We start from the raw sequence: 24116 nt of genomic DNA, 5'->3' as shown, positions 1-24116 counted from the left end.
AGCCGTCGCGTATGGACCCGACGCCAGCGGTCGCCTCGAGTCTCGGGGGGACGGAGCTGTGGCTGCTCCCGGTGATGGTCGTCTTCTACGTCGTCATCCCGCTCGCGTTGTTCGTCGCGGTCACACGGGGCAGGGACGACGCCGCCCCGGCCGAGACGGACGAGACGGAGGGAAGCCAAAGGGCATAACCCAACCGCGGGCGAGGATACCGTATGTTCGTAGCCGTCCTCCCCGGCGACCCCAGCCTGTTCGACGTCGCACTCGCGCTCGTGATGCTCGTCGGCATGCCGCTTTTCGTGATCGCCGTCCTCGCGGTCGTCGCGGGATACATTCGGCACGATGCCGAACAGTACCTCGAGCAACTCGAGGCCGACGACCTCGAGACGGCAGACGCCGAGGACACCGCATACGCGCTCGAGGACGAACAGGTCGACGAGAAGAGACCCGAGAACGGCTCCGGGGACGACCGCTAGGCAGGCGTCCCGTCCGTCTCCTGCGTGCGACTGAAGACGACCACGCTCGCTTTGAACACCGCGAGCAGGATTGGACCGAGAAACAGCCCCATGATCCCGAGCAGGTAGATGCCGCCGACGACGCCGACGAGCACGACGGCGGGATGGACTCCCGAACTCCGGTCGACGAAGATCGCCCGGAGGTAGTTGTCCACGACCGACAACACGGCGACTCCATAGCCCAACAGGAACAGGCCGCCGGTGACGTCGCCGGTCGCGAACAGGTACACCACCGCGGGACCCCACACCAGCCAGACGCCGACGATCGGCATGACCGAGACGACGATCATGACGACCGTCCAGAACGCCACGTTCGAGACGCCGACGACGTAGAGTCCGAACCCGCCGAGGATCCCTTCGACGATCGCAACCAGCAGGTGACTCTGGATCACCGCCCAGGTGACGACCGACATCTCCTCGAACAGCTCCGTCTGGACCGCGTCCTCGAGTGGCGTGACATCCCGGATCCACTCGAGGAGGGAAATTCCGTCGACGAGAAAGTAATAGAGGAGAAACGCGAGGATCATCACGCCGAGTCCCATGTGGATCGTCGTATCGAGCAAGCCGAGCACCTGTCCGAGCAGGATCTCGGTCGACGCCGCGACCAGTTGCTCGAACTCCTCGAGAGCCGCCGCCTCGAGCTCGTCGACGTAGTCCGGATCGATACCGAGGCCGTCGACGAGAACGTCCCGGATCGAATCGGTCGCACTGTCGACGTCGCTCTGGTCGAGATCCTCGAGAAAGGTGATCGCAGTCTCGATGATGACGAGCGAGAAGATCAACAGCGGAACGACGGCCGCGACGAACGCGAGCGACGTAAGCGCCGCTGCGGACGCGCGAGGACCGAGAGTCGGTGACAGTCGCTCGTGGGTGGGATACAACACGAACGCGAGCAACGCAGCAGCCATCACGTACTGAAGAAACGGGGCGACCATCAAGAACCCGAGAGTCGCGAGAAGAGCGACGAGGAGGGCGAAAAAGCCGGTTCGAACGTCCATACGCCGAGGTGCGGCCAGCGATACGTAAACGTTGACATTATCGGCGACCGACCGGACGGTCGAAGTCAGCGGGCGAAACGCGATGTCGAACGACGACGACGATGGCCCGGGACAGGCCGATTCAGTCGCCTCACAGCGGAATCGGTATCCACTCGAGGTGTCGAAGCAGCGGCGTCGGATCGAAAAGCGGGTCGTGGAGGACGAGCCAGTCGAGCAACACGAGGCCGGCACCGTGGGCGATCACGGAGGGGAGAATGGAGTTCGACTGGTAATCGACCGCGCCGAAGAGGACGTCGGTCGGGCCCGAGAGCAGAAACTCGATCGGTGGTTTCCCCCAGTGGTGGAACATGTAGACGACGGGGCTGATGAACACCGCCGTGAACCCGATCTCCCTGACGCCGACACAGAGCAGCCCGCGGTAGTAGGTCTCTGCGGCGAGTGCGAGGAAAAACAGCTGTACCGCGTGTGGAACGAACTCCCTCGGCGCGGTCGTCGTCTCCCACATCGGGTAAAACGACCGGATCGTCGGCAGCGTCGATCCCACGAGATAGAACGGAAGCACGAAAAGCGAGAGCAAGACGGCGTTTCGGATCGCGACTCGGTTTACTCGCCAGCCGATGTGTCTGCCGTGTGTCAGCGCCAACACGAGCGGGCCAGCGAACAGGAGCAGGCCGTCTATCACCACGCGATCGGTCAGTCCCGACGCGGTGGCGTTCGACCACAGGACGGTACACAGCGCACCGACGAGCAACGACCGCTGGACCCACGTCAGGCCCGTGAGACGATCCCGGAGCCAGCGAACGCCGGCGTGGCCCCCCTCGCTCGCCACGGGTTACTCGTCGACGGTCGGGACCGGACCGGTGCCGACGACCGCCCGGACGTGCTCTTCGAACTCCTGTCGGCGCTCGAAGTACGTCTCGTCGACCGCCTCGAGGATCGCAGACAGCTCTCGTGGGCCCTCCGGCGTCCTGATCACGCTGTCGCCTTCGAGTCGATCGATTTCGCTCGCTTCTTTCGGCCAGGTCAATCGGGCGGTGACGCGGGCAAGTGGTGCCCCCTCGACCGGCGTTCGTTCTCCCAGCGTTACGGCGTGTTCTTCTTCGTCCTCGTCGTTCATGGGAGAGACGTTTGTGAGCGCGTCGATTCAAGGTTTCGCTTCCGTGAGCATTGATCACACGCCCCGTCCTCTCCGTTCGATGGTAGTTGTCTGACGTATCGTTTTGTGTTCGGAAGACGAAGGGTCGGGCATGACCAGCCTGACGGAGGTCTACGAAGCGAGCGAACGGGAGGTGTCGAGCCTCCGACGGCTGTACGCAGGGATGGGACTCGTGGTGGCAGGGGCGGCGCTCGCCGTGTTGGCCGTCATCGTCGCGGCTACCGATCTCGTCGTCGCCGAGACGCTCACCGCCCGCGAGTACGGCGGGATCATCGGTGGTCTCGCTGCTCCCGTCGTGCTCGTCGGCGTGTTCGTGGTGTTGCCGGCAGGCCGTCGCATCCAGGCAGCGGCAGCGATCAGCGCGAGCATCTGTCTGTTCGGGGTTGCGCTCTTCTGGTATGCCTACCCCGTCCACTGGGACGGCCACGGACAGGACCTCACGCTGTTCGTCTCGACCGTCTACCTGATCGGCTTTTTCAGCGCGATCGGATCGCTGTTTACCGCCGTCGTCAACTTCAAGACCCGAAACGATCCCGGCGGCGCACTCGAGTTGAACGTCACCCGAAAGGGTGAGACGAAAGTCGTCGAGGTCGAACGCGACGCCACGTCCGGTCTCGGCGGCGTCGGACTGCTCGGCGGGACCCCGGATGGCGACGTCGAAACCCAGACGGGAGACGTCGCGACCGACTCGAGCACGTCGGCGTCGGCGTCGTCGACGGAGCCGAGTGCGGGCGCGCCGGCCGGCGACGGGGGGTCGACGACTACCGAGATCTCGTCGCCGCTCGAGGACGGCGACGGCCACGACGCCGAACTCGTCGACGGGCCGGAGTCAGGGCCGACGTCTCCCGATCCGGACCCAACCGACCGGTACTGTGGCAACTGCCGTCACTTCCGGTACGTCCGGTCGTCCTCGGGGATGGTCCCCTACTGTGGCTTTCACGACGGAACGATGGAAGACATGGACGCCTGCGAGGAGTGGACGGCGAATCACGGCTGACGAATCGGGTTCTTCGCTACCCTTTTGCCGGTCGCTCCCGATGTCTCGCCCATGCAGGGTACGCTCGATCACGTCATGATGCGTGTCGCCGACCTCGAGACCTCCCTCGAGTGGTACCGGAGTCACCTCGAGTACGAGGAGAAAGACCGTTACGAGGGCGACGGCTTCACCATCGTCTACCTCGGACCCGAGGAGCTGGGCGAGGAGGCAGCGATGCTCGAGCTGACCCACAACGAGGGCGAAGACGACCTCGAGTTAGGCGACGCCTGGGGGCACGTCGCCGTCCGCGTCCCCGAGGGCGAACTCGAGGACCACTACGAACGGCTGATGGAAGGCGGCGTTGAGGACTACCGCGATCCCGAGTCCTGTGGCGGCAGCTACGCGTTCGTCACAGACCCCGACGGCCACGAGATCGAACTCGTCCAGCGCGACCCCGAGCTCCCGACGTGGTCGCTCGATCACACGATGATCCGCGTCGAAGACGCCGACGAGGCGCTTGGCTTCTGGACCCGGAAGTTCGAGTACCAGGCGGTCGGCCGCTGGGAGGCGGACACCTTCGCGAACTACTTCGTCGAACCCGAAGACGCCGCCGAGGAGGCGATGGCCGTCGAGCTCACCTACAACTACGACGGCCAAACGTACGACGTGGGCGACGCCTGGGGCCACCTCTGTGTCCGCGTCGACGACCTCCAGGAAGACTGGGAGACGCTGCTGGAACGAGAGGCCGAAGACTACCGCGACCCCGAGAGCAACGACGACATGTACGCGTTCACGAAAGACCAGGACGGCCACGAGATCGAACTGTTAGAGCGTGACTTCGAGGCCGAGTCGCTGTTTCCGTTCTAACGGTTCGTTCGTCACCGCTTTCGGTTCTCGGACCATCCCGACGCGGAGGGAATCGATCCGATTCAGCATCCAATCCCGGAACTGAACTGCTCCGGAGCCGAAACAGTAACGCCCCCACGCTCGAGAGTGACAGCCTGTGACGCTTGCGGTCGTGTCGGCGACGGTGCCGGACCTACTTCGGCTCGTCGCCGTCCCCGTCTTCGCGTGGGCAGCCGTCCGCGACGTCCGCATCCGGCGCGTCCCGAGCGCCGTCTGGATCCCCCTCGGCGTGCTCGGAGCCGCGTTGCTCGTCTGGGACGGCTGGACGGCCTGGCACGCAGGAGGGGTCGTCTGGTCTCGAGAGTTTCTCCTCCCGGCGGCGGTCAGTCTCGGCTTCGTCGCGCCGCTTGCGTATCTGTTCTGGTGGATCGGCGGTTTCGGCGGGGCCGACGCCAAGGCGCTTTTGGTGCTCGCTCTGCTGTATCCGACCTACCCGGTGTACGTCGTCGCCGGCTACTCGTTTCCGCTGACGGCTACGCCGGTCGGTTCGTTCGCGTTTACGATCCTCACGAACGCCGTCGTCGTCGCGCTTGCGATCCCGGTCTCGCTCGCGATCCGCAACGCCGCCGCGGGTCGGGTCGGACCGATCACGTTCGTCGGGCGGCCGATCGCCGCCGAACGGCTTCCGGAGGTACACGGCAGGCTACTCGCATCGCCCGACGGCCGGGCCCGCGGCGGGCTCGACCTCGACGCCTTGCGAATGTACCTGCGCTGGCGAGGGCTCACGCTCGCCGACGTTCGCGACGAGCCGGCACGGTACCGCGATCCGGCCAGCCTGCCGGACGAGCCGAACCCACCGACCGATGGCATCGTGACCGCCACACATTCGACGGATGGGGGCGACGCCGACGAACCGGACGACGACGGATCGACGACGGTCGAGGACTGGCCGCACACGCCGCGTGACGGGAGTCGGCCGATCGACGATCCGTGGGGAGCAAAAGCGTTTCTCGAGGACATCGAGGGAAGCGCCTACGGCACCACGCCAGCCGAACTCCGGGCGGGACTCGAGGCGGTCGCCGAGGCCGATCGCGTCTGGGTCTCGCCGGGGATACCGTTTCTCGTTCCCGTCTTCGTCGGCTTCGTGATCGCACTCGTCTACGGGGATCTGCTGGTCGGGCTGGTCTTTTGATACTGTCGGTCATGGACCGGTGAACTGGCGTGTGCCAGAACCGGCGGTACAGCGTGTGTCAGCCCGTCCGCTCTCACGGGTAGATCACGTACGTCTGACCGACAGTATGAGCGCTCACTGCTCGAGGTCGACGACGACGAGTACGAGTCCGGAGCCGATCCGACGGAGCCGATCCTCGCCGGGACGCGATCGGCCGAGAAACGTCCGACTCAACCGTCGAACCGGCGCGAACAGCCATCGGAGGTGGGCAATGACGGCGTCTGCGTCGGTGACGAGAGAGCCGACGCCGCGTCGCCACCGTCCCCGGTACAGGACCGTCGCCGGGTGGCCACCGCCGAAGTTTCGCCACCAGGTCGTGTAGGCGGCGGGCGTGACGAGGTACAGTTCGTCGTCGACCTCGCGATAGAGCACCGGCGTCGTGTACCGACGACCGCTCCGTCGCCCCTCGTAAGAGAGGACGAGCAACCACCGGCTCAAAAGTGGGTGGAACGAAGAGCGAAGCACGGCGGCGACGATCGGATTCGCGACGCGGGCCTCGAGCGCGAGTGCAACCGCGATGAACCGATCCCGAATTCGGGACACCGCGGGACCTCAGGCCTCGTTGTCTCCCGCGCGGTGTTCGCTGATGATCCGATCCACCATCGACGCTTTCCGGCGGCGCTCGCGCTCTCTGGCACGCTCGTACCAGTCGTCGATGGCGTCTTCGACGTCGTCCTCGCGGGCGACCGCGAGTTCGTCGACTTCCTGCATGGCGACGTCGTCGGCCGGACCGACGGGAATCTCGTTGTCGAAGAGGATCGCGTCGGCGACCTCCGAGAGGCCACCCTCTTTGAGCACGATCCGTGGCTCGAACTCCGCGAGCAACTCGGCCGTCGACCGGCCGGCACCGCTTGCGTCTCGCAGGTAGACCACGTCGCCGGGAGCGATACCGTACTGTTCGTTCGCCTCGCGGATCGCACCCTTCGTGAACTGTTCGATCACCTTCACCGGTACCAGCCCCTCCTTCTCGGCGGAGACGTCGCTGAAGTTCGAGTGATCGAGCTTCCAGAGTGCCTTCATGCGCTCGACTTTCTTCTCGAGGGCCTCGACCTCCTCGCGTGCCTCGTCGCGTTCGTATTCGAGACGTTCCGCACGCCGGCGGTGGCGGGTTACCTCCCGGTCTCGGCGGACCTCCTTGCGTTGCTCGCTGCGGGCGGTCTCGAGGTCGTCCTCGAGTTCTGCGATCCGGTCGTCTTTCTCCGTGAGGCGGTCCTCGAGCGTCTCGACGTGAGACTGGAGGCGCTCGACCTGTCGTTTCAGATCGCGGATACGCTGTTCCTCGGCGGTGAGCTCGCGAGGCTCGTGGTCGGGCTCTTCGTCCTCGTTCTCTTCGTCGTCGGTGAGGTCGGCCACCACGGCCTCGACGGTCTCCTCGCCGGCGACGACCCGTGCGACGACCTCCCCGCGGTCGACCCCCGGCGGGAGCTTTGCGGCGATGCGCTCGAACTGGTCCTCGTGGGCGTCGACGGCCGACAGCGCCGCCGCCAGCGCGTCGCGCTGGTGGTCGTTATCGTAGGGATGGTCACGCGTCCGGTGTTGTTTCTCGTCGATCGCCAGGTCCCGCGTGGGCGACCAGCCGGCGGCGTCGAAACTCCGGCGAAGCTTCTCGACGGTTTCGGGCATCGGCGTCACGTCCGCCGCGACGATTACGGGTCGGCCGCGTTCGACGATCCACTCGATTACGTCGGCGGCGTCACTGGTTCGAGAGCTCCAGACGTCGAGGACCTCGCCGTCGAGTCCGACGATGGCGACCGCCGTCGTCGTCCCGGGATCGACGCCGACGACGACGTGGTCCCGGCGTTTGACGAGCGGGCGGAACTCGATGCCGTCCCGTCGTAGGCGTTCGATCTCGACGCGAACGTCGCCCGACCGCTCTCGCGAGACCGGGATATCGGCAGGACGGGCCTCCACCCTGAAGACGGCGTTTGCGTAGCCGCCGTAGGACTCTCTGACGTCTTTCTCGTACTCGAGGTTCGCGGTCTCGAGTTCGCTTTCGACCTCGCGGGCGCGGCGTTTGACCGCGCCGTGGATCCGTCGGGTGTAACGGTCCTCGCTCCAGCCGCCCTTGCCAGTCGAGCGCCCCCGCGAGACTTTCACCTCCGTCGTGTCGGTAAAGGCAGAGACCTCGTGACCGACGTTGTGGGCGGCCAGTCGCGCGGCGGCTTCTGCTTCCCGCATCGGTTCCTTGCCGTAGGGGATGCCGTGACGTTTCGCGACCCGGGAGAGCGGTTCGGGCTGTTCGGCGCCGGTCACCTGGACGAGCATCGTCCCGTCGGGCAACGAGCCCAGGAAGTGGACGAGTTCGTCCTTGTCCGCTGCGAGTTCGTACATGTTGTCCGTCGCGACGATGGCGGGCTCCTCGTCGTCGATCAGCCGGCGGAGTTTCCGGCCGGAGACGACGTCGCGCTCTAGATCCTCGCCGTCGTAGACGACCAGCGCGTAGGAGGGCGAATCACCACGCACGTCGCCGCTTTGGACGTCGACACCGAAGACGACTGCATCCAGCGCACTCGTTCGCGTGCTCACGGACGGGTGTAGGGGCGAGTCGCGTATAAATCCGACGCGGGTCGCCGGTTCAGTTCTGCTCGGGCTCGAAGCTGCAGACGAACTGACGGCTCCGGTTGCGGGCGACGTACTTGTAGACCCGGTTCCCGACGTACCGCACCGGCGACAGCGCCATCAACAGGACGATCGGGAAGAAGATCCGGAACTGCTTGAGTAGCTGCCGGAACGCCTCGTACCCCCCGTAGGGTTCGCCGTCGCGGAAGAGGTACATCTCCTCGTCCAGGTCGACGTCGTCGCAGTCGACCAGTTCCTTTGGGACGTCGGACTGGGAGTAGAACTGGACCGAGTCGTTGATGTCCAGCTGTTTGAAGACGTAGAGGCTACGAGCGCAGAAGTAACAGCGCTCGTCGTAAGCCAGTTGCACCTGGTCGTCCGCGTCGGCCGCAAGCCAGCTGTAGGCGCGGTCCCAGGCCCCGAACATCAACAGGACGACGATCATGTCGATGAAGTAGAGCCCCAGCATGGCGACCGTGGCGAGGTGGAACCCGATCAGACCGAGAGCGGACGGCGTGATCGTGATTCCGAGCAGGATCGCGACGAGCAGCGAGGTCTGGATCACCGCCGTCCCGACGAAGCCGAGCCACGAGAGCGACCGGTACTCCAGTATCGGTTCGGCGAGGGGCCGCTCGACGCCGGTGAGCTCCTGGCTCTCGAGGATGTCTCGCTGCAGTTCGTAGCCGGTGAGCCAGATCTCGGGCGAGCCGTTCATGATCTTCCCCCAGGCGGAGCCGAGGTAGAGCAGCCCGACGGCCAGCAGGAGCCACTTGAACACGCGCATGCGGTACACCTGATTGGACCCCTCCTTGAGGAACCTGTTGAGCTGGTCGATCGACTTCTCCTTCGTCCGGATGATCGCGTCGGCGGACATCGCGTCGTCGCGGTGGAAGAACGCGAACAGCAGGAGGAAGTACGAGAGGACGAACATCGACTCGACGGTGCCGGCGTGGTAGATCGTCGCCTTCACCGATAGCATGTGCATCATCAGCAGCGCCGCGATGCCACCGGTCCAGCGGATCCTGTAGCCGAGGACGAACAGCACGAGGAGCCCGGCGACGAGCCACTGCTGGTATGGAAGCAGCGCCAGAAAGAGGTCGTTGTAGAGGAAGCTGAGGCTGTCATTGAACTGTCGCGGCCACTCCTGATAGAACCCCCACTCGAGCGAGGTCATCCGCCAGATGATGTAGGCCCCGACTACGACCCTGGCGGCGGCGAGGTTGAACGGCGACGACCGCGCGTCGTCGCCGACGTAGTTGACGAACGCGTTCCTGAAGCTGTCGATCGCGTTCATGCGTTCTCCGCCTCCGTGATCGTCTCGTTGGCCAGGTCGATCGTGAGTACCAGTTCCTCCTCGTTCGATTCGATCTCGGACGTGTCGTCGGTGTGCGTTATCGTCCGTTCGTATATCCGTATCGTCACGAACTCCCCGTGTCCCTCGAGTTCCTCGGCGGTCCACTGTTCGTCGTCGACGTACCGGGGTGGCTGGAACCGCTCGGCGATCGAACGGTCACCCGACTCCACCTCGGCCCGGTACTCGTTCGCGTTGAAGAGGTAGAACTCACCGATCTCCAGACGCTCCGTCTCGTTGTACTCGTGGACGGTGCGGTCGAGTACCGTCGACGAACGGCTCGCGGTCGTCGGCGGTATCGCACGGTAGTCGTAGTACAGTTCGTTCCCGGCGTCGTCGACGACTCGTGGTTCGTAGTAGACGCGCTCTTCCTCGCTCGGCTGGGCGAACTTGTGCATGTCCACGACGGGCAACAGCGGCGTGCCCACGATCGTAACGGCGATGAGTGCCGCGAAGAACGCCCCGAGCCACAGCTCCCGTGCCATTCGTCGGTGAGCGAGCACGAGAATCGTGATCGTCCCGACGAAGAACGATACGTAGAACGTGAGAAAGACGAGCTCCGTAAACGAATCCACTATTCCTATCAAGCGGTCATCACCCTATGATCGCAGGGAAACGAAAACGAATCATAAGTCTTCTTGACGTTCACTCCGTTCACGATCGGAGAAGCCAGTTTATACGGTTGATAAGGTACGTACGTCGTCGACGAGCGGGCGGCACGTTCACGCGTCCAGGTGCGGAATCTCGAGCTCATCGCCGTCGTCCGGAATCAGCAGGTCGCCGTCGAAGACCTCCTGGGCCTGGGCGTGGTGATCGGAGACGTCCCCGGCGTAGCGCGAGGAGGTGCCCACGAGCGCGAGTCGTTTTGCGCCCGCCTCGGTGGCGATCCGGGCCGCCCCGCGGGCCGTCGAGTGGCCCGTTTCCGACGCCCGCTCGACCCGGTCGTCGGCGAATGTGCCGTCGTGGATCAGCAGGTCCGGCTCGGCTGCGGCCTCGACGGTCGCGACGGTCGGGCGGGTGTCGCCGGTGTAGACCACGCTGCGGCCCGGACGGGGATCGCCGACGACCTGCTCCGGCTGGACGACGGTGCCGTCCTCGAGTTCGACCGGCTCGCCCTCGTGAAGTTGCGAGAACTTCGGGCCGACGGGGACGCCAAGCTCCTCGGCCCGTTCGCGATCGAACCGGCCCTTGCGTTCGTCCTCGACGAGCGCGTAGCCGACCGCACGGGTGTCGTGGTCGACGTCGAAGACCCGGACCTCGTAGTCGTCGCCGCGGTAGGCGACGTCGCCGCCGCCGACGGCCGAGATCGTGATCGGGAAGTCGGGATCGGTGTCGAGCGCGTGGACGAGTGAACGAATCTCGCGACGTCTTCCCGACGGGACGTGGATTGCAAGCGGTTTCTCGCGCTCGTTGAAATCGAGCGTCTGGATCAGGCCTGGTATCCCGAGGACGTGATCGCCGTGGGTGTGCGTGACGAACAGCTGGGAGACCGAAAAGCCGGTGCCGAAACACATCATCTGGCGCTGGGTCCCTTCTCCGCAGTCGAACAGTAACTCGTCACCCTCTCGAGCGACGTAGATCGCACTCGGGTTCCGCTCGGTCGTCGGAACGGCCCCGCTGGTTCCGAGAAACGTCACGCGCAGTGGCATCGACCCTGACTGCGAGCGCCGCGACTAAACAGGCTTCGGATCCCGCCGCATCGGCGTGTGGATCGATTCGAACCGATGATATCCGAACGAATGACTCTCTCGTAACCGTACTGTAGCGAGCGTTTTAGGTCGGTGACGCCATACAGTCGTCTGAACACGATGAACGTCGGAACCGACGGACGATACCGATGGGCAGGATAAAACGAATCGTCGCTATCTCGATCGCGATCGTGATCGTTCTCGCGGCAGGCGTAATCGTCGGGCAAGCGCCCGCGCTTTTCGGCTCGGAGGTCGTCGAGGATCCCGAGGCCTCGATCGAGTTCACCGACCAGCGCGGGGACGGAACCAGCGTGACGGTCGATCACGTCGAGATGTCCGACGGCGGCTTCGTCGTCGTCACCGACGGTGCGGGCACGATCCTCGGCGTCTCCGACGCGCTCGAGGCCGGCAGCCACGAGAACGTCACCGTCGACCGCCACGAGGAAATAGAACAAGAGCTGTTCGGCGAACTCACGGTCGTCGTACACCAGGATACGACCGACGACGGCGAGTTCGTCTACGAGGAGACCGACGGCGAAGAGGACAGGCCGTACCTCGAGGCCGGCTATCCCGTCAGCGACACGGCGACGGTCACGAGCGAGGACCGACTCGCCGACGAAGCGGCGCGGACGTCGTTCCAGGTCGAGTCGACAGACGGCCCAGCGTCGGTCACGACCGAGGAGACGCTGTCGGTCGATGCAGAGATCTCGAACCCCAACGTCTTCGAGACGAGCCAGCCCGTCGATCTGCGCGTCGACGGCGAGGTCCTCGAACAACAGGTCGTCGACCTCGGGCCCGAGGAGCGTACCGAACTGACGCTCGAGGCCGACGCCGGGCTCATCGAACCGGGCAACGTCACCTACGGCGTCTACACGACCGGCGACGGCGAGATCGACGAGCTCGAGGTCGTCTACGGCGGCCCCGCGACGGTCGAGTTCGAGTCGACCGACGTCTCGGGTGCGACCGTCAACGCGTCACTTCCCGACGGCGGCTTCGTCGCCGTCGAGAACGAGACCGGCGAGACGATCGCCACGAGCGACGCGCTCGAACGCGGCGAACACGAGGGCGTCGACCTCGAGTTCGAGGACACGCTCGAGGACGGCGAGACGGTGACGGCCGTCGTCTACGAGGGCGACCCCGACGACCTCGAGGACGCGACGGCGTTCACCGACGACGACGAGCGCGTGGACGCGACCGCGACGGTCGCTACCGACGCCGAGTAGTGTCGCTTCCGTACCCGGACCCGGTGACGCCGGGATTAGCAGGCCTCTTTCCGTCTGCGGCCTCTCTCTCGAGACATGAACATGCTCGTCAACGGCGAGTGGCACACTGACGCCTACGAGACCACGACCGAGGAAGGCGCGTTCGAGCGCCAGGAGACGCCGTTTCGCGACTGGGTTCGAGACGATCCGGACGCCCGTTTCCGGCCCGAGTCGGGTCGGTATCACCTCTACGTCTCCTCCGCCTGCCCGTGGGCCCACCGGACGCTGATCGTCCGCTCGTTGCTCGGTCTCGAGGATGCCGTCCCCGTCTCGGTCGTCGACCCCTACCGCGGTGACGACGGCTGGCAGTTCACGCCCGAGAAGGACGGCTGCACCCGCGACGGCGTCTACGACGCCGACTACCTGCGAGCGTTGTACGCCCGTGCCGATCCCGACGCGACCTGTCGAGTGACCGTCCCCGTCCTCTGGGATACCGACGAAGAGACGATCGTCAACAACGAATCCAGAGAGATCATGCGGATGTTCGACACCGTCTTCGCGGACCTGGCGACGCGAGCGGTCGACCTCTACCCCGAGGGATACCGCGAGGACGTCGACCGGATCCTCGAGGAGATCTACGAGCCGATCAACAACGGCGTCTACCGCGCCGGGTTCGCGACCGAACAGGAGCCCTACGACGAGGCCGTCGACGACCTCTTTTCGGCGCTCGATCGGTGGGACGACGCCCTCGCCGACCGACGCTACCTCGCGGGCGATCGACTGACCGAGGCCGACGTCGCCATGTTCACCACCCTGGTTCGATTCGACAACGTCTATCACACTCACTTCATGTGTAACGTCCAGTACGTGCGAGAGTACGAGAACCTCTGGCCGTACCTGCGCGATCTGTACCAGACGCCGGGCGTCGCCGAGACGGTGCGGATGGACCACATCAAAGAACACTACTACACGACACATCCGGAAGTCAACCCACACCGGATCGTCGCCCGTGGTCCCGACCTCGCGTTCGAGGCCCCACACGATCGAGACGGCCTGCCGGGGGAGCCGCCGGCCGAACTGGTCACGACGTAGTCGTCAGCGACGACCGGCGGATTCGAATTCGACGTCCACGCCCTCGAGTCGCGTCACGAAGTCGGGGCCGAATGCGGTCGCCGGGGTCTGAAAGCCTGCGGTCGCGTCCCCGGCAAGCGTCCGTTCGACGGCGCTGGCCGCGGCGTCGGCCGTCAGCGTATAGGTCTCCGGACTCCGGAGACGGGCGCGTTCGGTCCGCTCGCCGCCTGTCACCTCGGCCACGACGACCACCTCGCCGTCCTCTCGCTCTCGCTCGTCAGGTCCGTCGACGAGGCCGGTGACGACGCACTCGAGGCCGCGCTCGACGGGACCGAGCCGAAAGATCGCCTCGAGCGGCGCGACGAGGGGAGCTATCCTGGCGAATATCTCGGGGAGATCGACGTAGATGCCGACCGTCTCGACGTTCGTACTGTACGCAGTCGTCACGACACTGCCAAGCGGTGCGGCAACCGTCGACGTCGGCCCGTCGCCGAAGTCGAACTGTCGGACGTCGTCGGCTGCCGGAACCCGGAGCAGTCGGTCGTCCCGACGAACGAGCCCGCCATCGCCGAGGAGTCGAATCACCGTCCGGAGCGTCCCGCCCGAGAACGAGCCGGTTTTGCTGATCCCGATCGCGAGTTCAGTTGCCTGTGGGTGTCTTGCGGCGAGCGTCGCGGCCAGACAGTCCGCGACGACGACCTCGAATCCGACGCCTGGCAACAGCGTCACGCCCGCCGCGCTCGCCTCGTCGTCCCGCCCGGCGAGTCGGGCGAACACCGCGGGTTCGCCCGTGACGTCGAGGTAGTCCGTTCCCGCCTCGAGACACGCCGCGACGAGCGGTCCGGAGGTGTCGACGAACGGCCCCGCACAGTTGAGTACGGCGTCGAACTCGCCGACGCGGGAGGCGAGGTCGCCGTCGAGGTCGAACGACCACGACACGAGACCGAGATCGTCGGCCAGCGACGCGAGCCGGTCCGGATCGCGGCCGGCGACGACGGGCGACAGCCCCCTCGAGACGGCCTCGGTCGAGATCAGTCGCCCGGTGTAGCCGTACGCGCCGTAGACGAGCCAGTCGGCCATGGCGGCCGTTCGGCGACCGTCCACCTCATACTGACGGATGGCCCTCGCGCCGACGACGACGTTCGACACGGACCGGTACGCAGGCCTCTCTCCGACAGTATAAGTGTCCCCAGTCGATAGGTCCCGACGACGATGGACGACGGACGACGGATCACCGGCCTCGAGTCGGTTCCCGACGACACGACGTTTCTGTTCCAGGTTCGAGATCGCGAGAGGGACGAACGAACGGAGGCGATCCTGGTCCGGACGAACGGCGAGGTCGCCGGCTGGCTCAACTACTGCCAGCACGTTACGCACATCAACCTCGACAAGGGATCTGGCGCGCCGATGCGAAACGGCGAGCTCGTCTGTGAAAACCACGGCGCGTACTTCGAAGCCGACACCGGCTACTGTACCTACGGGCCGTGTGAGGGCGCGTTCTTACCCGAAGTCGACGTGACGGTCCACGACGACGCGGTGTATCTGACCGACGACGACTACGCGTTCGTCGCGACTGGGCCGATCGACGACGACGACCACGACCTAGTCTCGACGTCGAACCTCGAGTTCTGATCGCCCCCCTCATACTGCCGGACGTACGTCGTGAACGATTCTCGCCGCCCCGGGGTGGCGAGCATCGTCACACAGGTACGTCCGATAGTATCACCTCGAGTAGCCCGGCTCGACGAGATCTCGCTCCTGTTCGTACTCGAGCAACCCAGCGTCGACCAGCCGTGGCAGGTGATCGTGATACAGCGAGATGTATACGCGCTTTACGTGTTCGGCCGGGAGGTCGACGACCGGCCGGCCGGTCTCGCGACGAGCGACTTCCTCCGCCGCGTCCGGTAGCGTGAGTTCCTCGTCGTACGTTCGAACGACCTCGAGCAACAGCCGACGACGTTTGTCGGCGAGCAGCTGCAACGCCGTGTCGACCGACTCCGCTGAGAGGTCGGCGGACTCGAGGCGGTCGAGCACCTGCAAGGCGGCTTCGGCGGCGTCGAGATCGCGTTTCGGATCGGGTGTGTCGGTCATTCTGTTGTCCGGGTGCAGCCGGACGGACACGGAAAAAGTCGAGATGGGAGACGAACACAGCTCCGTGACCGATCCGGCGGTCCGTACGCGGTGACTAGCCAACCCCGTAAATATGCGTGTCGAAACGGTCGCTGCATAGACACGTGTTTACACACGGCGCGGTCGTCTCACGACGGCTCGGCGCTGTTACGCCGGTTCGATCGTGAACGTCGGTTCCTCGATCGCCTCGCTTTTGCACTCCGGACAGCGGGACGGACGGTTGAGCAGGTCGTCGAACTCCTCGAAGCCACACTCCCGGCACACAGGCGGCGCGACGAGCAGTTGTTCCCCGTCGCCGTCGACCGATCGAGCGACGTGTTCGACGTGTCGCGTCGCCGCTTCAGGCGTGAGATCGAACGTCGCCGCGAGTTCGCTCGGGGTTGCAGGCTCCTCGCGAAGCGCGTCGGCGATCCGACGGCGCGTCGTTCTCTCGGCCTCTCGCATACCCGGTCCGACGGGCCGGGAGCGTTTATACTGTCGGGGAGACGTCTCGCCGGGTCGCGATTGGCCGAGGTAAGAAAGGGCAAGTGACTTACACCACGGCGACGAATCCACGCGCCATGAAGGCCGTCGTACTCGCCGGCGGATACGCGACCCGGCTGTGGCCGATCACGAAACATCGACCGAAGATGTTCCTCCCGATCGGCGACTCGACCGTCGTCGACCGCATCTTCGCCGAGCTCGAGGCCGACGACCGGATCGAAGACGTCTACGTCAGCACGAACGAGCGATTCGCCCCCGAGTTCGAGGCCCATCTCGCCGAGGCAGAGTTCGAAAAGCCCCAGCTCTCGGTCGAGGAAACCACCGAGGAAGACGAAAAGCTCGGGGTCGTGGGTGCGCTTGCCCAGCTGATCGACCGGGAGGGTGTCGACGACGACGACCTACTGGTGATCGCCGGCGACAACCTGATGAGCTTCGACGTCGCCGACTTTCTCGATTACTTCGAAGAGCAGGCGGCCCCGACGCTTGCCGCCTACGACGTCGGCTCCCGCGAGAAGGCCAAATCCTACGGCCTGGTCGAACTCGAGGGCGACCGAATCGTCGACTTTCAGGAGAAACCGGACGATCCACAGAGCACGCTGGTCTCGATCGCCTGTTATGCGTTCCCCGGAGAGTCGCTGTCGCTGTTTCCGGCGTATCTCGACGAGGACAACAATCCCGACGAACCCGGCTGGTTCGTCCAGTGGCTCCAAGAGCGCGAGCCCACCTACGCCTTTACCTTCGAGGGCGCGTGGTTCGATATCGGCACGCCCGAGAGCTACCTCGACGCCGTCGGCTGGCACTTAGACGGCGACACGCGGATCGCCGAGACGGCCAGCCTCGAGGACGCTACCATCGGCGAGAACGTCCACGTGATGGACGGCGCGACCCTCGAGAACGTCAGCGTCGACTACTCGGTGATCTTTCCCGACGCCACGATCCGAAACGGCGACGTCCGCCGGTCGATCATCGACGAAGGGACCCACCTCGAGAACATGGACCTGGCGGGCGCGCTCATCGGCGCGCACACGACGATCAGAAACGGCTCGTCGGAGCCCGAGTGAGTTCCGCGATCGGGGGATCAGCGGTCGACACGACCGACGTCGGCGCTAGACGAGCAGCTGGATGTCCGACTCGGCCATGTGCTGGAGCGCGGTGGCCGCGCCGACATCGGTGGTGACGCCGTCGTAGAAGTCGTCTTCGTCGTAGTCCATCAGCTCGATCGTCATCTGACAGGCCTGCAGGTCGACGCCTTGATCCAGCGAGAGCTCGATCAGCTCCTCGATAGTGGCGGTCTCGTTGTCGGCGATCTTCTTTCGCATCATCTTGGTGGCCATCGCGTCCATGCCGGGCAGAGCCGCCACGGCGTTTGGCACCGGCATGTTCGGGTTGCCGACGGCGCTGAGTTTGAGATCTTTGGCCTTCTCCTCGTGGAGGATGTCGAGTCCCCAGAACGTGTGGAAGACGACGACGTCCCAGCCGAAGGCGGCGGCCGTGCTCCCGAGGATCAGTGGCGGGTACGCCATGTCGAGCGTTCCCTTGGTGGCGACGATCGACATCTTCTTGCCGTCGTCGTCGCTATCGGCGTCGGCCAGCGACGACTCGAGCTCGTCGACGCGCTCGCGAAGCGCCTGGAGTTCGGCGGCGTCGACCACGGCGTCGGCGTCGTCGGCCGGTGTGGGATTGTCCGTACTCATGTTAGTCCGTCTTCGCCACGTAGTGTTTGTAGATGCCGTCGCCCTCGGCCTGCTCGAGGAGGTCGACGCCGTCGGTGCCCGCTGCCCAGCCGTCGATGTCGCTCATGCTCCCCGAATCCGTCGCCACCACCTCGAGGACGTCGCCCTCTGCTAGGTCGTCGATCGCCTGTTTCGTCTTGACGACCGGCATCGGACAGGACTCACCTTGTACGTCGAGTGTCTCCGTAACCTCGTATTCCGAGCTCATGGTTTATCTGTATATTGAACCTACTACACAATATTGAAGCCGAAGATAAAAGCGTGTCGGTCGGGAGGGATGGGTCGTTACTGGCCGTCTCCGGCCGTGGAAATCGATACCGGGACGTCAGTACCGGAGCCTCGTGACGGCCGGTCTCCCATCGTGGATGCACACGGTCCCGTCGTCGGCAACGGCAACCGTGTAGTCGTCGACCGTAAACTCGATACCGACGGTCGAATCTGACTCACGCGCGTGCTCGAGCAGGTCGACCAGCGCCTCGGTCTCGATCCGGTCGTACAGCGGATCGAGTTCGGTAACCGGGTCGTTCTCGACGGCAGCCACGCCCCGCAGGATCGCCTGGACGACGGCGTCCGGATCACCGTGCACGGTTCGAACTGCAACACAGCCGTCTCGGTTCAACCGCCAGTAGTCGTCTCGGGCCATATCAACTGTTGATACTGTCAGCCAAAGAGACTTGAGCCAAAAGACATAGGCTATACTGGGACACAGTCACATAGCAGCCAGGAGTCAGTCGCCGAGTACGGCCGTCTTCGACTAGTGGCCGGACGGACCGTCTCCGACGTACTCGAAGTCCGTTCCCGCTCGCCGGGCCGTCTCCTCGTCGCGTATCGAGTCGCCGACGAACAGCGTCCGACCGGGATCGGCCTCGAGTCGCTCGACCACCTCGAGCAACGGCTCCGGGTGCGGTTTGTGATTCGAGACCGAGTCCCGACCGACGACGGCCTCGACGGACTCGAGCAGGTCGTGGTTCGCCAGGGCGATCCGACACGCCGCCTCGCAGTTGAGCGAGCAGACGCCAGTCGGTATCGTCCGCTCGCGGAGTTCGTCGGCGTGAGGGAGACGCCGCGCTTCTCGTGCACCCTCGCGTTCGTGTGTAGCGATGACCGCCTCGACGGACTCGCGCAGGCCGGCCTCCGCTGCGGCCTCGAGTAACTCCCAGAGGCTGCTTTCGGCCGCGTCGAGTCCCGCTTCGGCGTAGACGTCCCGGACGTCAGCGGTAGCGACGTCCCAGTCGACCTCGAGACGTACGAGCGTTCCGTCGAGGTCGTAGACGACTGCGTCGTACTCCGTCACGGTCGCCTCTACGGACCGGGGTCGGTTCAAGACTTCGATGTATTACGACGAGAGCAACTCGAGGTCCTCGAGTTCGTCCCGAAGCGTCGCCAGTTCGTCCTCGTCCATACGTCGGAGTGGACTTCGGAGCGGACCGACGTCGAACTCGCGTAACTGGAGGGCGCTTTTCACGCCGGCCATGTAACTACCCCCGGATTTGAACGCGTCGCGAACGGCGAACACCGTCCGTTGCAGGTCTCGGGCGCGGTCGACGTCGCCGTCGTCGTAGGCCTCGTACAGCTCGACGACGAGCTCGGGAACGGCGTTCGCGACGGCGCTGACCGCTCCCGAACAGCCGGCCTGCAAGCCGGTCACGAGCAACGCGTCGGAGCCGACGAGGTAGGTCAGCTCCGGGTGGACATCGGCGGCCTGGAGGAGCCACGGAACGTCCTTGCTCGAGTCTTTCATGCCGGCGACGGCGTCGAGATCTGCGATCTCGTCGAACGTCTCAAGCGAGAGCGCGTTCCCCGTTCGGCCGGGAATGTGATAGACGTACACCGGCAGGGAGACGGCCTCGGCGACGGCCCGATAGTGCTCGACGGCAGCGTCACCCTCGAGCGGGTAGTAGTACGGGGTGACGACGACGACGCCGTCGGCACCGACCCGCTCGGCGTGTTCGGCGTGGGCGACCGTCCGGTGTGTGCTGGGCGCGCCGACGCCGGCGATGACGGGGACCTCGCCGCCGACTTCGTCGACGACGGCTTCGATCACGCGGTCGCGTTCCGAATCGGACAGCAACGGAAACTCGCCGTTGGTTCCGAGCGGGAAGACGCCGTGGACGCCGCGGTCGACGACGAACCGAGCGTGCGCTGCCGTCCGATCGTAATCGACGGCCTCGTCGTCCCGAAATGCGGTGACGGTCGGTGGAATGACGCCCGAAAGCGAAAGTGGATCGGCCGAACCTGGGTCGTGATACGCCATACCGGTGTTCCGACCGGCACGGAAATAAACGTCGGCGGTCGGGTGTCAGGCCAGCCGTCGGATCGAGCGATGTCTCTCCGTTCCTGACGAACCGGCGAAGGCTTTTCGGCTGCCGGACCGACGAATTTCCCATGGCGAGTTCGGGTGAGACAGCGGTCGCGTTGACCGACATCTGCAAGACCTACCGGGTCGGCGAACCAGTCCACGCCCTCGACGGTATTAGCCTCGAGATACCGCGTGGCTCCTACACCGCGATCATGGGGCCCAGCGGATCGGGCAAGTCGACGCTTATGAACCTCGTCGGCTGTCTGGACACGCCCACCGCGGGGACCGTCGTCGTCGACGGCCGGGACGTAACGACGCTTTCCGGACGCGAGCGGACCACCCTCCGTGGCACCGAAGTCGGATTCGTCTTCCAGACGTTCAACCTCATGCCCCGGCTGAACGCCCTCGAGAACGTCGCGCTTCCCCAGCTGTTCCAGGGGGTCGGCCGGGACCAACGCCACGACCGCGCCCGCGAGCTGCTCGAGCGCGTCGGGCTCGGCGACCGGGGCGATCACCTGCCCAGCGAACTCTCGGGCGGCCAGCGCCAGCGCGTCGCCATCGCCCGGGCGCTGGTCAACGACCCCGCACTCGTGCTTGCCGACGAGCCGACGGGGAACCTCGACACCGAAACCGGCGCGAGCATCCTCGAGCTGTTCGACGACCTCCACGCGGCCGGCAACACGATCGTCGTCGTCAGTCACGAACGCCACGTCGCAGAACGTGCCGAACGGATCGTCCACCTGCTCGACGGCGGGATCGAACGGATCGAATCCCTCGATAGCGGTGACACGGAACGCGAGGAGCCGACGTCGGAACCGGTCGACGGCGGCGAGAGCCAGCGCGGGTGAACGGAACGGATGCGACCGCTCGAGTTTCTCCGGCTCTCCTGGCGTTCGATCCGTGGCCACAAACTTCGGTCGTCGCTGACGACGCTCGGGGTGATCATCGGCATCGCCGCAGTGATCGCGTTCGTCACGCTCGGGGCGAGCCTGCAGGCGGGGATCGTCGGCGACATCAGTCCGGACGACCAGCGCAACGTCTACGGCTGGGCCGCAGAGCCCGAGACCGAAGGCGGACCACTCGCGGGGGCCCAGCCCGCCTTCAGCGAGCGCGACCTCGCGGAGCTCGACGATCGCGACGGGATCGAGGCGGCCTACGGCTACATGCCGATCCCGACCCAGGCGATCGTATACGGAGGCGAGATCTCGCCACAGAGTGACGTACTCGTCGCGGCAGGCCCGTCCTACATTCGAGAAGAGACCCTCGCGGAGGGTCGACAGTTCGAGACGGGCGAGCGCGAGGCGGTGATCAACCCGGCCGTCGACGGCCAGTTCGACGAGAACGTCTCCGTCGGCGACGAACTCACGATCGCCCTCCAGGGTGGCGAGCCGACGACCGTCACCGTCGTCGGTATCACCGAGGACTCGGAGGGGTTAAGCCCGTTCGAAGGGTTCGAATCGTCGCCGCAGGTCTACGTCCCGACCGATCCCTACTACACCGAGGGAGCCGCGGGATTGGGCGTCGGTGACGACGGCGAGATCGATCCTGGCGCGAACGACGACGCCTTGTTCATGGCGATCGTCGTGGAGGCCGAGTCGGCAGCCGACGAGGACGTCGACCGGGCCCGCGAGAGCGCACGCACGTACCTCGAGAGCGACGACTCCGATGCCGGCCCGCTGATCGAGGACGCCGACCTCGAGGTAACCCTCCAGACGAGTGCGGACATGCTCCAGCAGCTCCAGGACGTCCTCGAGCTGTTACAGAACTTCATCGTCGGCATCGCCGCGATCTCGTTGCTCGTCGGCGCGATCGGTATCGCGAACATCATGCTCGTCTCGGTGACCGAGCGGACCCGCGAGATCGGCATCATGAAAGCCGTCGGTGCACAGAACCGCGACGTCCTGGGACTCTTTCTCGCCGAGTCGGTGATCCTGGGCGTCGTCGGCGCGATCGTCGGCACCGCGCTCGGACTCGTCGCGGGCTATCTCGGGGCGTGGTACATCGACCTGCCGCTGGTCTATCCGTACGAGTACGTCGTCCTCGCGATCGTCGTCGGTATTCTCGTGGGAATCGTCTCCGGGCTCTACCCCGCCTGGCGAGCCGCACGCACGGACCCGATCGACGCCCTGCGCTATGAGTGACGGTGTGGCTCACTCGAGGTCGTCGTCGCGGTCGCGGTCTTCGCGCCAGCGCGTCGGCTCCGTCTCTGCTGGCTCTGGCTCCGTCGGCTCCACCGGTTCCCGAGTCGCCGGTCTGTGGTCCGTCTTCGCCGGCTTCGTCCCGATCGTCTCGTGTGTGCTCGTGTGCCGGTCGGGATACTCGCGTGCGAGATACGAGCCGAGATAGCCACCGAGCGCGCCGAGACCGACGGTGTAGACGAGCAACGTGGCGACGACGAACCCGAGTACGACGAGGAAGAAGATGAATCCGCCCACGGGAAGGCCGCCGAACCCGACGCCGAATCCGAGAAACGCGAAGATCGCGAACGCGATCATCCCGATCGGAACGAACATGATCAGGCCGGCGAGCGCGCCAGCGAGTGCGCCGTCGGTGCCGTCGGGACCCTCGAGAAAACCGGCAGCGATGCCGCCGAGTAGCGTCGAAAACGGGAGAAACGAGAGGACGACCCCGACGACCGCACCGACGAGCGCGTGGATGATCGTGTGTCGCGTACCCATACGTCTCGTAAGGGAGCCGACAGCAAAAGCCCGGCGGTTGGCGGGCTGTCTCGACCGTCGTCGACGAGACGATCGGTGACGACACGGCCGAACGCGCCGATTCTCGAAATCTGGGAACTGTCGCGCCGACTAAAAAGCACCCGGAGCGAAGCGATAGCCATCGTCGATCGACAGCGCTGTCGACACATGGATGGATACACACCGATAATCGTGCTCGCGAACACGGCAACGTTGATCACCGGCGGGCTGGTGTTGACTCTCGCCTATCGGGCGTATCGGCGGACCGGGTCACACCCGCTTCGGGCGGTCGCGATCGGATTCGGGCTCATCGTCGCCGGCTCGATACTCGGCGGGCTTGCACACCTGGTCTGGAGCGAAGTCACACTCGGCGTCGCGATTCAGAGCACGTTCACTGCCGCCGGATTCGCCGCGTTGCTTCACTCGCTGTACGTCAGCACGACACATACGACGATCATTCGTGGGCCGGCCGAGTGACGTGTCTCGCTACTTCACTTCCCCGCTTTCGGCCACGAACAGCTCTGTGACCAGTTTCGACTCGACGGCTGCGAGTCGTTGGGAGACGGCCGACCGCGAGACCCCGAGTTCGTCGGCCAGATCGCCGAGATCTGCTCGGCGGGGACGCTCGTAGTAGCCCGCCTCGACGGCCATCCGGACGGCCTCGAACTGTTTTTCGGTGACGTCGTCGGCCTCGAGCTCGAGCAGTCGGCGCTCTGGGTCGGCGTTCGAGTGACCGATCCGCTCGAGACGGACCGCCGCGCCGAGGTCGCGCAGCGAGGTGACGATCTCGGAGAGTTCCTCTCTGTCTGCCGTCGCAACCGAGACGATCAGCGCGTCGTCATCGAACGCCTCGATCGACGTGACACAGTCGTGGTGTCGAAACGTCGGACAGACACAGCCGTCGTCGACCTCGTCACCGAGTAGCTGCCGGGAGCCGTCGTCGGTCGTCACCTCGACGCGACACATCTCGTCGTCGTCCAGCCACACGATGTCCTGCGTGATGTCCTCGCCGCCCGTTCCCGACTCGAGCAACGCGCAGTCGGTCCCGGACGGTAGCTCGACTCTGAACTGGGCAGTAACGTGGTTCGAAGACGGGTTCGGCTCGACGTCGTCGGCACGGTCGGGGGGCATCCAGTTACTCACTATTTATCAGCGATGAAAAAGCGTTCGGCTATGCGCGACGGC

The 24116-nt window shown here is 65.3% G+C and carries 30 protein-coding genes; 12 read left to right on the top strand and 18 right to left on the bottom strand.

The window, feature by feature from the left end; all coding sequences use genetic code 11:
• Positions 1 to 11: 11 nt before the first annotated feature.
• Both QQ977_RS10100 and QQ977_RS10095 read left to right on the top strand, forming a co-directional pair.
• Positions 12 to 188, top strand: a complete 177-nt coding sequence (locus tag QQ977_RS10100) for a hypothetical protein (RefSeq protein ID WP_285925623.1) — start codon at positions 12 to 14, stop codon at positions 186 to 188.
• Between the two features lie 24 nt (positions 189 to 212).
• Entirely contained in the window at positions 213 to 473 is a 261-nt protein-coding gene (locus QQ977_RS10095) for a hypothetical protein (protein WP_285925621.1), read from the top strand.
• Here the strand turns inward: QQ977_RS10095 and QQ977_RS10090 are convergent.
• The 3 genes from QQ977_RS10090 to QQ977_RS10080 form a co-directional block, all read right to left on the bottom strand.
• On the bottom strand, positions 470 to 1510 hold the full coding sequence (locus tag QQ977_RS10090) for an AI-2E family transporter (protein WP_285925620.1): 1041 nt from the start codon (positions 1508 to 1510) through the stop codon (positions 470 to 472). The two genes, QQ977_RS10095 and QQ977_RS10090, sit on opposite strands and share 4 nt — an antisense overlap.
• A 130-nt stretch (positions 1511 to 1640) precedes the next feature.
• On the bottom strand, positions 1641 to 2339 hold the full coding sequence (locus QQ977_RS10085) for a CPBP family glutamic-type intramembrane protease (RefSeq protein WP_285925619.1): 699 nt from the start codon (positions 2337 to 2339) through the stop codon (positions 1641 to 1643).
• Positions 2340 to 2342: 3 nt separating this feature from the next.
• Complete coding sequence (locus tag QQ977_RS10080) at positions 2343 to 2627, bottom strand: DUF5789 family protein (RefSeq protein WP_285925618.1); 285 nt, start codon at positions 2625 to 2627, stop codon at positions 2343 to 2345.
• A gap of 130 nt (positions 2628 to 2757) precedes the next feature.
• Between QQ977_RS10080 and QQ977_RS10075 the strand changes: the two genes are divergently transcribed.
• The 3 genes from QQ977_RS10075 (at position 2758) to QQ977_RS10065 (ending at position 5680) form a co-directional block, all read left to right on the top strand.
• Positions 2758 to 3663 carry a DUF7139 domain-containing protein gene (locus QQ977_RS10075; protein ID WP_285925616.1) on the top strand — a complete coding sequence of 302 codons (906 nt, stop codon included), beginning with the start codon at positions 2758 to 2760 and terminating at the stop codon, positions 3661 to 3663.
• A gap of 51 nt (positions 3664 to 3714) precedes the next feature.
• Positions 3715 to 4509 carry a VOC family protein gene (locus QQ977_RS10070; protein ID WP_285925614.1) on the top strand — a complete coding sequence of 265 codons (795 nt, stop codon included), beginning with the start codon at positions 3715 to 3717 and terminating at the stop codon, positions 4507 to 4509.
• A gap of 136 nt (positions 4510 to 4645) precedes the next feature.
• On the top strand, positions 4646 to 5680 hold the full coding sequence (locus QQ977_RS10065) for an A24 family peptidase C-terminal domain-containing protein (RefSeq protein ID WP_285925613.1): 1035 nt from the start codon (positions 4646 to 4648) through the stop codon (positions 5678 to 5680).
• A gap of 114 nt (positions 5681 to 5794) precedes the next feature.
• Here QQ977_RS10065 and QQ977_RS10060 read toward each other — a convergent pair whose 3' ends face one another.
• The 5 genes from QQ977_RS10060 to rnz form a co-directional block, all read right to left on the bottom strand.
• Positions 5795 to 6262, bottom strand: coding sequence for a nitroreductase/quinone reductase family protein (locus tag QQ977_RS10060; protein ID WP_285925612.1), 468 nt, complete (start codon positions 6260 to 6262; stop codon positions 5795 to 5797).
• 9 nt (positions 6263 to 6271) lie between these two features.
• Positions 6272 to 8245, bottom strand: coding sequence for a DUF460 domain-containing protein (locus tag QQ977_RS10055; protein WP_285925611.1), 1974 nt, complete (start codon positions 8243 to 8245; stop codon positions 6272 to 6274).
• A gap of 49 nt (positions 8246 to 8294) precedes the next feature.
• Complete coding sequence (locus tag QQ977_RS10050) at positions 8295 to 9572, bottom strand: DCC1-like thiol-disulfide oxidoreductase family protein (RefSeq protein ID WP_285925610.1); 1278 nt, start codon at positions 9570 to 9572, stop codon at positions 8295 to 8297.
• A complete protein-coding gene (locus tag QQ977_RS10045; protein ID WP_285925609.1) occupies positions 9569 to 10204 on the bottom strand; it encodes a hypothetical protein in 636 nt (211 codons plus the stop codon). The genes QQ977_RS10050 and QQ977_RS10045 overlap by 4 nt, the downstream gene beginning before the upstream one ends.
• Positions 10205 to 10351: 147 nt before the next feature.
• Positions 10352 to 11278: a ribonuclease Z gene (gene rnz, locus QQ977_RS10040; protein WP_285925608.1), complete on the bottom strand. Its 927-nt coding sequence runs from the start codon at positions 11276 to 11278 to the stop codon at positions 10352 to 10354.
• 188 nt (positions 11279 to 11466) lie between these two features.
• Between rnz and QQ977_RS10035 the strand changes: the two genes are divergently transcribed.
• Positions 11467 to 12540, top strand: coding sequence for a DUF7282 domain-containing protein (locus QQ977_RS10035; protein ID WP_285925607.1), 1074 nt, complete (start codon positions 11467 to 11469; stop codon positions 12538 to 12540).
• 75 nt (positions 12541 to 12615) lie between these two features.
• Entirely contained in the window at positions 12616 to 13611 is a 996-nt protein-coding gene (locus QQ977_RS10030; RefSeq protein ID WP_285925606.1) for a glutathione S-transferase family protein, read from the top strand.
• 3 nt (positions 13612 to 13614) lie between these two features.
• Here QQ977_RS10030 and QQ977_RS10025 read toward each other — a convergent pair whose 3' ends face one another.
• Complete coding sequence (locus tag QQ977_RS10025; RefSeq protein ID WP_285925605.1) at positions 13615 to 14739, bottom strand: saccharopine dehydrogenase family protein; 1125 nt, start codon at positions 14737 to 14739, stop codon at positions 13615 to 13617.
• A 63-nt stretch (positions 14740 to 14802) separates the two neighbouring features.
• On the opposite strand from QQ977_RS10025, the gene QQ977_RS10020 reads away from it, so the two are divergent.
• The gene (locus QQ977_RS10020) at positions 14803 to 15222 is read left to right on the top strand and encodes a Rieske (2Fe-2S) protein (protein ID WP_285925604.1); all 420 of its coding nucleotides are present in this window, start codon (positions 14803 to 14805) and stop codon (positions 15220 to 15222) included.
• 90 nt (positions 15223 to 15312) lie between these two features.
• Here QQ977_RS10020 and QQ977_RS10015 read toward each other — a convergent pair whose 3' ends face one another.
• Together QQ977_RS10015 and QQ977_RS10010 are read right to left on the bottom strand one after the other, a co-directional pair.
• Positions 15313 to 15681: a DUF7344 domain-containing protein gene (locus QQ977_RS10015; RefSeq protein WP_285925603.1), complete on the bottom strand. Its 369-nt coding sequence runs from the start codon at positions 15679 to 15681 to the stop codon at positions 15313 to 15315.
• A 186-nt stretch (positions 15682 to 15867) separates the two neighbouring features.
• Positions 15868 to 16164, bottom strand: coding sequence for a transcriptional regulator (locus QQ977_RS10010; protein WP_285925602.1), 297 nt, complete (start codon positions 16162 to 16164; stop codon positions 15868 to 15870).
• A gap of 116 nt (positions 16165 to 16280) precedes the next feature.
• Here QQ977_RS10010 and QQ977_RS10005 point away from each other — a divergent pair, with 116 nt between their 5' ends.
• A complete protein-coding gene (locus QQ977_RS10005) occupies positions 16281 to 17264 on the top strand; it encodes an NDP-sugar synthase (RefSeq protein WP_285925601.1) in 984 nt (327 codons plus the stop codon).
• Positions 17265 to 17309: 45 nt separating this feature from the next.
• Here QQ977_RS10005 and QQ977_RS10000 read toward each other — a convergent pair whose 3' ends face one another.
• The 5 genes from QQ977_RS10000 to QQ977_RS09980 all read right to left on the bottom strand — a co-directional run bounded on the left by QQ977_RS10000 (position 17310) and on the right by QQ977_RS09980 (position 20190).
• On the bottom strand, positions 17310 to 17897 hold the full coding sequence (locus tag QQ977_RS10000; protein WP_285925600.1) for a DsrE/DsrF/DrsH-like family protein: 588 nt from the start codon (positions 17895 to 17897) through the stop codon (positions 17310 to 17312).
• Between the two features lies 1 nt (position 17898).
• Complete coding sequence (locus tag QQ977_RS09995; protein WP_285925599.1) at positions 17899 to 18144, bottom strand: sulfurtransferase TusA family protein; 246 nt, start codon at positions 18142 to 18144, stop codon at positions 17899 to 17901.
• A 117-nt stretch (positions 18145 to 18261) separates the two neighbouring features.
• Complete coding sequence (locus tag QQ977_RS09990; RefSeq protein ID WP_285925597.1) at positions 18262 to 18579, bottom strand: HalOD1 output domain-containing protein; 318 nt, start codon at positions 18577 to 18579, stop codon at positions 18262 to 18264.
• 111 nt (positions 18580 to 18690) lie between these two features.
• The gene (locus QQ977_RS09985; RefSeq protein ID WP_285925596.1) at positions 18691 to 19230 is read right to left on the bottom strand and encodes an HAD family hydrolase; all 540 of its coding nucleotides are present in this window, start codon (positions 19228 to 19230) and stop codon (positions 18691 to 18693) included.
• Between the two features lie 42 nt (positions 19231 to 19272).
• Positions 19273 to 20190 (bottom strand): dihydrodipicolinate synthase family protein, encoded by a 918-nt coding sequence (locus tag QQ977_RS09980; RefSeq protein ID WP_285925595.1) that lies wholly within the window; start codon positions 20188 to 20190, stop codon positions 19273 to 19275.
• 131 nt (positions 20191 to 20321) lie between these two features.
• Between QQ977_RS09980 and QQ977_RS09975 the strand changes: the two genes are divergently transcribed.
• Both QQ977_RS09975 and QQ977_RS09970 read left to right on the top strand, forming a co-directional pair.
• The gene (locus tag QQ977_RS09975; RefSeq protein ID WP_285925594.1) at positions 20322 to 21083 is read left to right on the top strand and encodes an ABC transporter ATP-binding protein; all 762 of its coding nucleotides are present in this window, start codon (positions 20322 to 20324) and stop codon (positions 21081 to 21083) included.
• Between the two features lie 9 nt (positions 21084 to 21092).
• Positions 21093 to 22376 carry an ABC transporter permease gene (locus QQ977_RS09970; RefSeq protein WP_285925593.1) on the top strand — a complete coding sequence of 428 codons (1284 nt, stop codon included), beginning with the start codon at positions 21093 to 21095 and terminating at the stop codon, positions 22374 to 22376.
• 9 nt (positions 22377 to 22385) lie between these two features.
• Here the strand turns inward: QQ977_RS09970 and QQ977_RS09965 are convergent, their stop codons facing one another.
• Complete coding sequence (locus tag QQ977_RS09965) at positions 22386 to 22913, bottom strand: DUF5518 domain-containing protein (protein WP_285925591.1); 528 nt, start codon at positions 22911 to 22913, stop codon at positions 22386 to 22388.
• A gap of 186 nt (positions 22914 to 23099) precedes the next feature.
• On the opposite strand from QQ977_RS09965, the gene QQ977_RS09960 reads away from it, so the two are divergent.
• Positions 23100 to 23408 (top strand): DUF7521 family protein, encoded by a 309-nt coding sequence (locus QQ977_RS09960; protein WP_285925590.1) that lies wholly within the window; start codon positions 23100 to 23102, stop codon positions 23406 to 23408.
• A 9-nt stretch (positions 23409 to 23417) separates the two neighbouring features.
• On the opposite strand, the gene QQ977_RS09955 is transcribed toward QQ977_RS09960, so the two are convergent.
• On the bottom strand, positions 23418 to 24062 hold the full coding sequence (locus QQ977_RS09955; RefSeq protein WP_285925589.1) for a helix-turn-helix domain-containing protein: 645 nt from the start codon (positions 24060 to 24062) through the stop codon (positions 23418 to 23420).
• Positions 24063 to 24116 lie beyond the last annotated feature (54 nt).

The sequence above is a fragment of the Natrialbaceae archaeon AArc-T1-2 genome, assembly GCF_030273315.1.
Lineage (GTDB): Archaea > Halobacteriota > Halobacteria > Halobacteriales > Natrialbaceae > Tc-Br11-E2g1.
The sequence above is the reverse complement of the archived record's forward strand: the minus strand, read 5'-3'. Positions and strand labels throughout refer to the sequence as shown.